Origin of the sequence: Alcanivorax hongdengensis A-11-3 (assembly GCF_000300995.1) — a bacterium.
Taxonomy (GTDB): domain Bacteria; phylum Pseudomonadota; class Gammaproteobacteria; order Pseudomonadales; family Alcanivoracaceae; genus Alcanivorax; species Alcanivorax hongdengensis.
This window is the reverse complement of record NZ_AMRJ01000006.1, coordinates 122,867-128,866: the sequence shown is the minus strand read 5'-3', so window position 1 is coordinate 128,866 and position 6,000 is coordinate 122,867. Positions and strand designations below refer to the sequence as shown.

Sequence of the window (6,000 nt, the reverse complement as noted above, 5' to 3'; positions counted from 1 at the left end):
GCCGCCTTCCCCGGAAAAGTGCGATGAACCTAAAAAAAGGGGCCCGAAGGCCCCTTTCAATATTTATACATACTGATTGTTACGGACTGCCAACACAAACCTGATGCACACGGAAGGTGGCATTGGCATTGACCAGACCAGCGTAATCCAGCTGCAGGGAATCAAACGGCTGGGTGGAGGCCGGCGCGGACAGGAAGCGAGTGTTGTCGTTGCCAGCAATGCCCAGCAGATCCAGACCCAGCAAGCCACCACCTACCGTGGCACTGTCCACTTCCACGCCATCGTTGAAGTAACGGATGGTCGGGAAGTTGCCCAGTACCGACAGGTTCAGCAGCTGGGAGCCCGGATCGGAGACCACAAAGCCCACGGTGTTGTCGGTGATGTCCTGGTTGGTGTCATTCGCCACCGCCTTCACATAACCGCCACCATAGACCAGCGCTGCACCGATGTTGACCTGGGCAAAGGTATTGTTGTCGTTGTCCAGGCTACGCTCCGGGTTGTCGACACTGCAGCCCAGGCATACACCCAGTACACCACCCTCTGCGGTGTAGTTAGCGGTGGTCAGCGGCTGATAGTTGAAGGTAGCACCACAGCTGAAGCCGTCGTCATCACAGACATCACCCTTGCCATCGCCATCCGCGTCGGCCTGATCAAAGTTCGGCGTCATCGGACAGTTATCCGTGGTATCCGGAATACCATCGCCATCGGTGTCAGTGGGATCACCACCCCCGCCATCACAGACGTCACCGATGCCATCACCATCCGTATCGGCCTGGTCAGCATTGGCCGTGAACGGGCAGTTATCGGTGCCGTTGGGCACGCCGTCACCATCGCGGTCATCATCGCAGACGTCACCGATGCCATCCACGTCCTGATCCGCCTGATCCGTGTTGGGGGTTTCCAGGCAGTTGTCGTTCGGGTCCAGGATGGTGTCATTGTCACGGTCATCTTCACAGGCATCGCCGATACCGTCGCTATCGGTATCCGCCTGATCCACGTTGGGGGTGAAATCACAGTTATCCGGGTTGTTGGGCACACCATCGCCATCGGCGTCGTCGTCACAGACATCACCGATACCGTCGTTGTCCAGGTCGCCCTGCTCCGGGTTGAAGATGGTCGGGCAGTTATCCACGCCGTCATCAATGCCGTCGTTGTCCTGGTCATTGTTGGCATCGCAGACGTCGCCAATGCCATCACTGTCCACATCGGCCTGGTCCGCATTGGCGGTGAACGGGCAGTTGTCAGTGTCGTTGGGCACACCGTCGCCGTCACGGTCGTCATCGCAGACATCACCGATGCCATCACCGTCCGCGTCGGCCTGGTCGGCGTTGGCAATGGCCGGGCAGTTATCGGTCACATCCGGGATACCATCGTGGTCCTGATCCGCATTACGGGTGGACGGCGTATTGGTCGCCAGGCTGTCCCCTTCTGCCTTGCAGCCTGCCAGGCCGAAGCCCAGCAGTGCTGCCAGCAGAATCACGAAGAATGATTTGCTGATATTCATGTTATCCCCTCCTACTGCTTGACCCGCAGCTCAACGCGGCGGTTCATGGCACGGCCGGAAGCCGTATCGTTGCTGGCTACGGGCTCCAGTTCACCGTATCCCTTGGCGGTCAGACGATCCGCAGCCACACCCTGGTCGATCAGGTACTGACGAACCGACTGGGCACGACGATCAGAAAGACCTTCGTTGTATTCCGCAGAACCGGTGCTGTCCGTATGGCCGGCAATTTCCACATTGAAATCGGTCTGGGATTTCAGGGAATCTGCCATACGATCCAGCGTCGGACGGGAAGAGGCGGTAATCTTGGCGGAATTCAGCTCGAAGCCGATATTGTTGAAGGAAATGGTCTGGTTCTTGAGCAGACAGCCCTTGCCGTCCACCTGGGCGCCGGCCAGAGTATTGGGGCACTGGTCACGGCCATCCGGGATACCATCACCATCGGAATCGGCCGCGGCGACGACCTTTTCGACTTCCTTGGTCTGGTAAACGATCTTCTCTTTTTCAACAACCTTGGTGTAACCCAGCGGCACTTCAAAGCCCAGGGAGAAACGCCAGTCATTGAAACCGCCCTGGTTGGCGGAGGCATCGGTGCTGACACCGTCAAAATCGTCGTACATGTAACGGGCTTCCGCACGCAGCTTCAGACCGTTATCAAACATCGGGCCGGTCACGGCACCGACACCCACATTGGCGTGCAGGTTGTAGGAATCATCATCGTCAGGCACGACGTCGTCGTAGATAACGCCGATGGCGCCCACCACGAACGGCGTAAAGGAGGTACGATCGCCGAAGGCATAGGACAGGCCGGTTGTGACCGCGCCCTGGTAGTAATCCGCCGCACCATCGATACCGGTTTCCAGCGCATAGGCATCACCGGAGGTTTCCCACCAGACGTGGTCGGAGACCTGGCGGCCGTAGAGCAGCCCCCAGCCAAGTCCCTGACGCGTGATGGCCCGGTCTTCATCCGGCACAACGTAGTGGAACATGGGGCTGAGGTATTGCCTTGGCTTGGCTTCCTCGATCTTGTCCGCAGCGAGTGCCTGGGCAGACACGGATGCTGCAAGAGCAAGCATGGTCAGTTTTACGCTTGTGTTCATGGTTACCCCCCTCTGGGTATGAATGATCTGTGCAATCATTGGAATAGGCGGGGCATGAAAAAAAAACAGAAATACGGTGTCCTCACGTTGCGTTATTGTTTTAAAGAAAGTGCCCTGTAATTACTTTGTATCCAAAATGTTGCCTTGCGTTCAGGTTCGGTTGATTCCGATCAGAATTTGATCGAAGTGCCTTGCTCGATGGCAAGAAAGAAGCAACATCATCATGAAATCATCCACCTCTGATAACGCCGTCTTGAAAACGGTGTTTTTCATTGGTCGGCTCCTCTCAGTTAACGAACCCGCTCCGGGCTCCCATAGAAAAAACGCGCGGTCGTACAGGCGACAATGGTCACTGGGTAAAACTTCCATCCACTGTGAGCCAGTAGATGAGATTCCGGCAGTCACCCTGTTAGACTGGATGCATATGGGCATCGGCCCCCGCCCGTTGCCTGCTTACCGCTGTCGGAGCCAGACCATGCGTATTTTTCTCCTTGCCCTGCTACTGGCCGGCTGTGCCAGCACCACGGATGTGACCACCCGTTACCAGCAAACCCCGGATGATTCGCCGGTCCAACGCCTGTTACTGGTCGCCCATACTCCGGAGAGCAATGTCCGGGAAACCTGGGAATTGACCTGCAAGGACATTTTCGCCAACCGTCAATTGACCGTTTTGCTCAGCCACCAGGAATTGCCGCTATGGTATGAAGGCGGCAAACAACGCATCCTCGACTGGGCAAAAACGCATGATGTCCAGCGGGTTCTGGTGGTGGAGCTGACTCACCTGCTGATTGACGCCGCCGCGCCGCCGGCCGCCGGCAACAACCTCAACCCCATGGACAACAACGCGGATAACCTGCAACCCACATGGCAAATCGGAATCGGTGGCGACCTGAAAAAAGACACGTTGCCCGATGCCCTGCGTGAACATGGCGCCGAGCTGTTCGATGGCAACGGGGACCCGCTCTGGACCGGGGTCACGGTCACCCACGAAGCCAGCGAACTGACCGCCATTTCCAAAAGCCAGTGTTCTGCCCTGAAAAAGACACTGGAAAAGCAGGGCTATCTGTAGATTCCCTGACAAACGGATAATGACTATGACAGGCCCCCTGCACGGACTGACTTTTATCGAACTGGCCGGCATCGGCCCCGGCCCCTTTTGCGGCATGATGCTCGCCGACATGGGCGCCACGGTGATTCGTGTGGACCGCCCCGGCGGCAACCCCCATGCCGCCATTGGCCATTCCATCCTGTTCCGCAACCGCCAGAACCTGGCGCTGGACCTGAAAAGCCCGCAAGGCATTGAAACCATTCTGCGCCTGTGCGAGAGCGCCGACGGGCTGTTCGAGGGTTTCCGCCCCGGGGTGGCCGAACGACTGGGCGTGGGCCCCGAGCAATGTCAGGCCCGTAACCCGAAGCTGGTGTACGGTCGCATGACGGGCTGGGGACAGACCGGCCCCCTGGCCCAGGCTGCCGGCCACGACATGAACTACATTTCCCTGTCCGGCGCCCTGCATGCCATGGGCCGGGCCGGTGAAAAACCGGCCATCCCGCTTAACCTGGTGGGAGACTTCGGTGGTGGCGGCATGATGCTGGCCTTCGGCATGGTCTGTGCCGCCCTGGAAGCGCAACGCTCCGGCCAGGGGCAGGTGGTGGACAGTTCCATGGTGGAAGGCTCCGCAGCCCTGATGGCCATGTTCTACGGCCTGCGCAGCCAGGGGCTGTTCACCGACAACCGCGGCACCCACATGCTCGACTCCGGCGCCCCCTTCTACGAAGTCTACGAAACCGCCGACGGCAAATACGTGTCGATCGGCAGTATCGAACCGCAGTTCTACGCCCAGCTGTGCCAGCTGGCACAGCTGCCCGCCGAAGACTTCGGCAACCAGCTGGACATGCAACGCTGGCCGCAGATGAAGGAAAAGCTGGCCGCCGTAATCAAGCAAAAGACCCGCGATCAGTGGACCGCGCTGATGGAAGGCACCGATGTGTGCTTTGCGCCGGTGCTGGGCCTTGAAGAAGCCCCGGACCACCCGCATAACCGAGCCAGAGAGTCCTTTGTCACGGTCAACGGCGTGGTTCAGCCAGCCCCGACCCCGCGCTTTTCGCGCAGCGGCGCCCCGCAGATACGCGGTGCCGCCAGCCCCGGTGCCGACACCCGGGCGGTGTTGAGTCAGGCGGGCTTCAGTGACGCGGACATCGACAACCTGATCGCCGGCGGTGCCGTCAAACAGGACTGATCCTGCAACCCGGCTCCTTCGGCTGCCCTGGCCCCGGCCGGGGCCATTCAACACGGCCCGCCCGGCCGCAAGGAGCAATAGCATGAAACCCGTGATTCCCGGCACGTCCCTGGCCCTGCATCCGGAACGCTTCCCGGACCCGGCCGATGACCTGCCCGCCTCCGGCATGGCCAGTGCGGTGCTGGCCGGTGGCTGCTTCTGGTGTGTGGAGGCGGTTTACCTGAATCTGGACGGTGTACAGGCGGTGGTCTCAGGCTATGCCGGCGGTGATGCCGGCCACGCCAATTACGAGGCAGTCTGCACCGGCACCACCGGTCACGCGGAAGTGGTGAAAATCAGCTTCGACAGCAATGTGATCAGCTACGGTCAGTTGCTCAAGGTGTTCTTCTCCGTGGCCCATGACCCCACCCAGAAAGACCGTCAGGGTAATGACCGCGGCCCGCAATATCGTTCCGCTATCTTTTATCAGAATGACCAGGAAAAGCAGGTCGCCGAAAGCTACATTCAGCAACTCGACCGGGCCGGCGCCTTCACGGCTCCCATCGTCACCACACTGGAACCCTTGACGGCATTTTTTCCCGCCGAGGACTACCATCAGGATTTCGCCCGCCGCAACCCGGCCCAGCCCTACATCGCCCATGTGGCCCGGCCCAAGGTGGACAAGCTAAAACAGGCATTTCCGGAAAAACTGAAAGGATAAGCCATGAGTCACCCGGACACCGACAGCGATTACGACCTGACGCCACTCAGCGAGGCGCGCAAGCAGGAGCTGGCGGCCTCTCTCAGTGAAGAGGAACGGCGCATTCTGCTCAATCAGGGCACCGAGCCGCCCTTCTGTGGCGGCCTGCTGGACAACAAGGAAGACGGCATTTACCACTGCAAGCTGTGCGACCTGCCATTGTTCCGGTCCACCAGCAAGTTCGAATCCGGTACCGGCTGGCCCAGTTTCTACCAGCCCTTTCATGCCAGTCACATTCGCGAAATCCGCGATACCAGCCATGGCATGGTACGCACGGAAATTCGCTGTGCCCGCTGTGACGGGCACCTGGGGCATGTCTTCCCGGACGGCCCGGCGCCGACCGGGCTGCGCTACTGCCTCAACTCCGCGTCCCTGACCTTCAAGGCCTGATTCCCTGTCCCTGGCCGTCAAGGCCGGGGTCAT

At 59.7% G+C, this 6,000-nt stretch carries 7 protein-coding genes; 4 read left to right on the top strand and 3 right to left on the bottom strand.

Features of this window, described 5'->3' with window-relative positions:
* Positions 1-79: 79 nt before the first annotated feature.
* The 3 genes from A11A3_RS06250 to A11A3_RS18145 all read right to left on the bottom strand — a co-directional run bounded on the left by A11A3_RS06250 (position 80) and on the right by A11A3_RS18145 (position 2,874).
* Positions 80-1,504, bottom strand: coding sequence for a thrombospondin type 3 repeat-containing protein (locus A11A3_RS06250; RefSeq protein WP_008928430.1), 1,425 nt, complete (start codon positions 1,502-1,504; stop codon positions 80-82).
* A gap of 11 nt (positions 1,505-1,515) precedes the next feature.
* Positions 1,516-2,601: an OmpA family protein gene (locus tag A11A3_RS06245; protein ID WP_040296790.1), complete on the bottom strand. Its 1,086-nt coding sequence runs from the start codon at positions 2,599-2,601 to the stop codon at positions 1,516-1,518.
* A gap of 150 nt (positions 2,602-2,751) precedes the next feature.
* The gene (locus A11A3_RS18145; protein ID WP_272942972.1) at positions 2,752-2,874 is read right to left on the bottom strand and encodes a hypothetical protein; all 123 of its coding nucleotides are present in this window, start codon (positions 2,872-2,874) and stop codon (positions 2,752-2,754) included.
* Between the two features lie 202 nt (positions 2,875-3,076).
* On the opposite strand from A11A3_RS18145, the gene A11A3_RS06240 reads away from it, so the two are divergent.
* The 4 genes from A11A3_RS06240 to msrB all read left to right on the top strand — a co-directional run bounded on the left by A11A3_RS06240 (position 3,077) and on the right by msrB (position 5,967).
* Entirely contained in the window at positions 3,077-3,670 is a 594-nt protein-coding gene (locus A11A3_RS06240; protein WP_008928428.1) for a hypothetical protein, read from the top strand.
* 25 nt (positions 3,671-3,695) lie between these two features.
* Positions 3,696-4,838 carry a CaiB/BaiF CoA transferase family protein gene (locus A11A3_RS06235; RefSeq protein WP_008928427.1) on the top strand — a complete coding sequence of 381 codons (1,143 nt, stop codon included), beginning with the start codon at positions 3,696-3,698 and terminating at the stop codon, positions 4,836-4,838.
* 82 nt (positions 4,839-4,920) lie between these two features.
* Positions 4,921-5,538: a peptide-methionine (S)-S-oxide reductase MsrA gene (gene msrA / locus A11A3_RS06230; RefSeq protein WP_008928426.1), complete on the top strand. Its 618-nt coding sequence runs from the start codon at positions 4,921-4,923 to the stop codon at positions 5,536-5,538.
* Positions 5,539-5,541: 3 nt separating this feature from the next.
* Positions 5,542-5,967: a peptide-methionine (R)-S-oxide reductase MsrB gene (gene msrB, locus A11A3_RS06225; RefSeq protein WP_008928425.1), complete on the top strand. Its 426-nt coding sequence runs from the start codon at positions 5,542-5,544 to the stop codon at positions 5,965-5,967.
* The last annotated feature ends 33 nt before the right edge of the window (positions 5,968-6,000 follow it).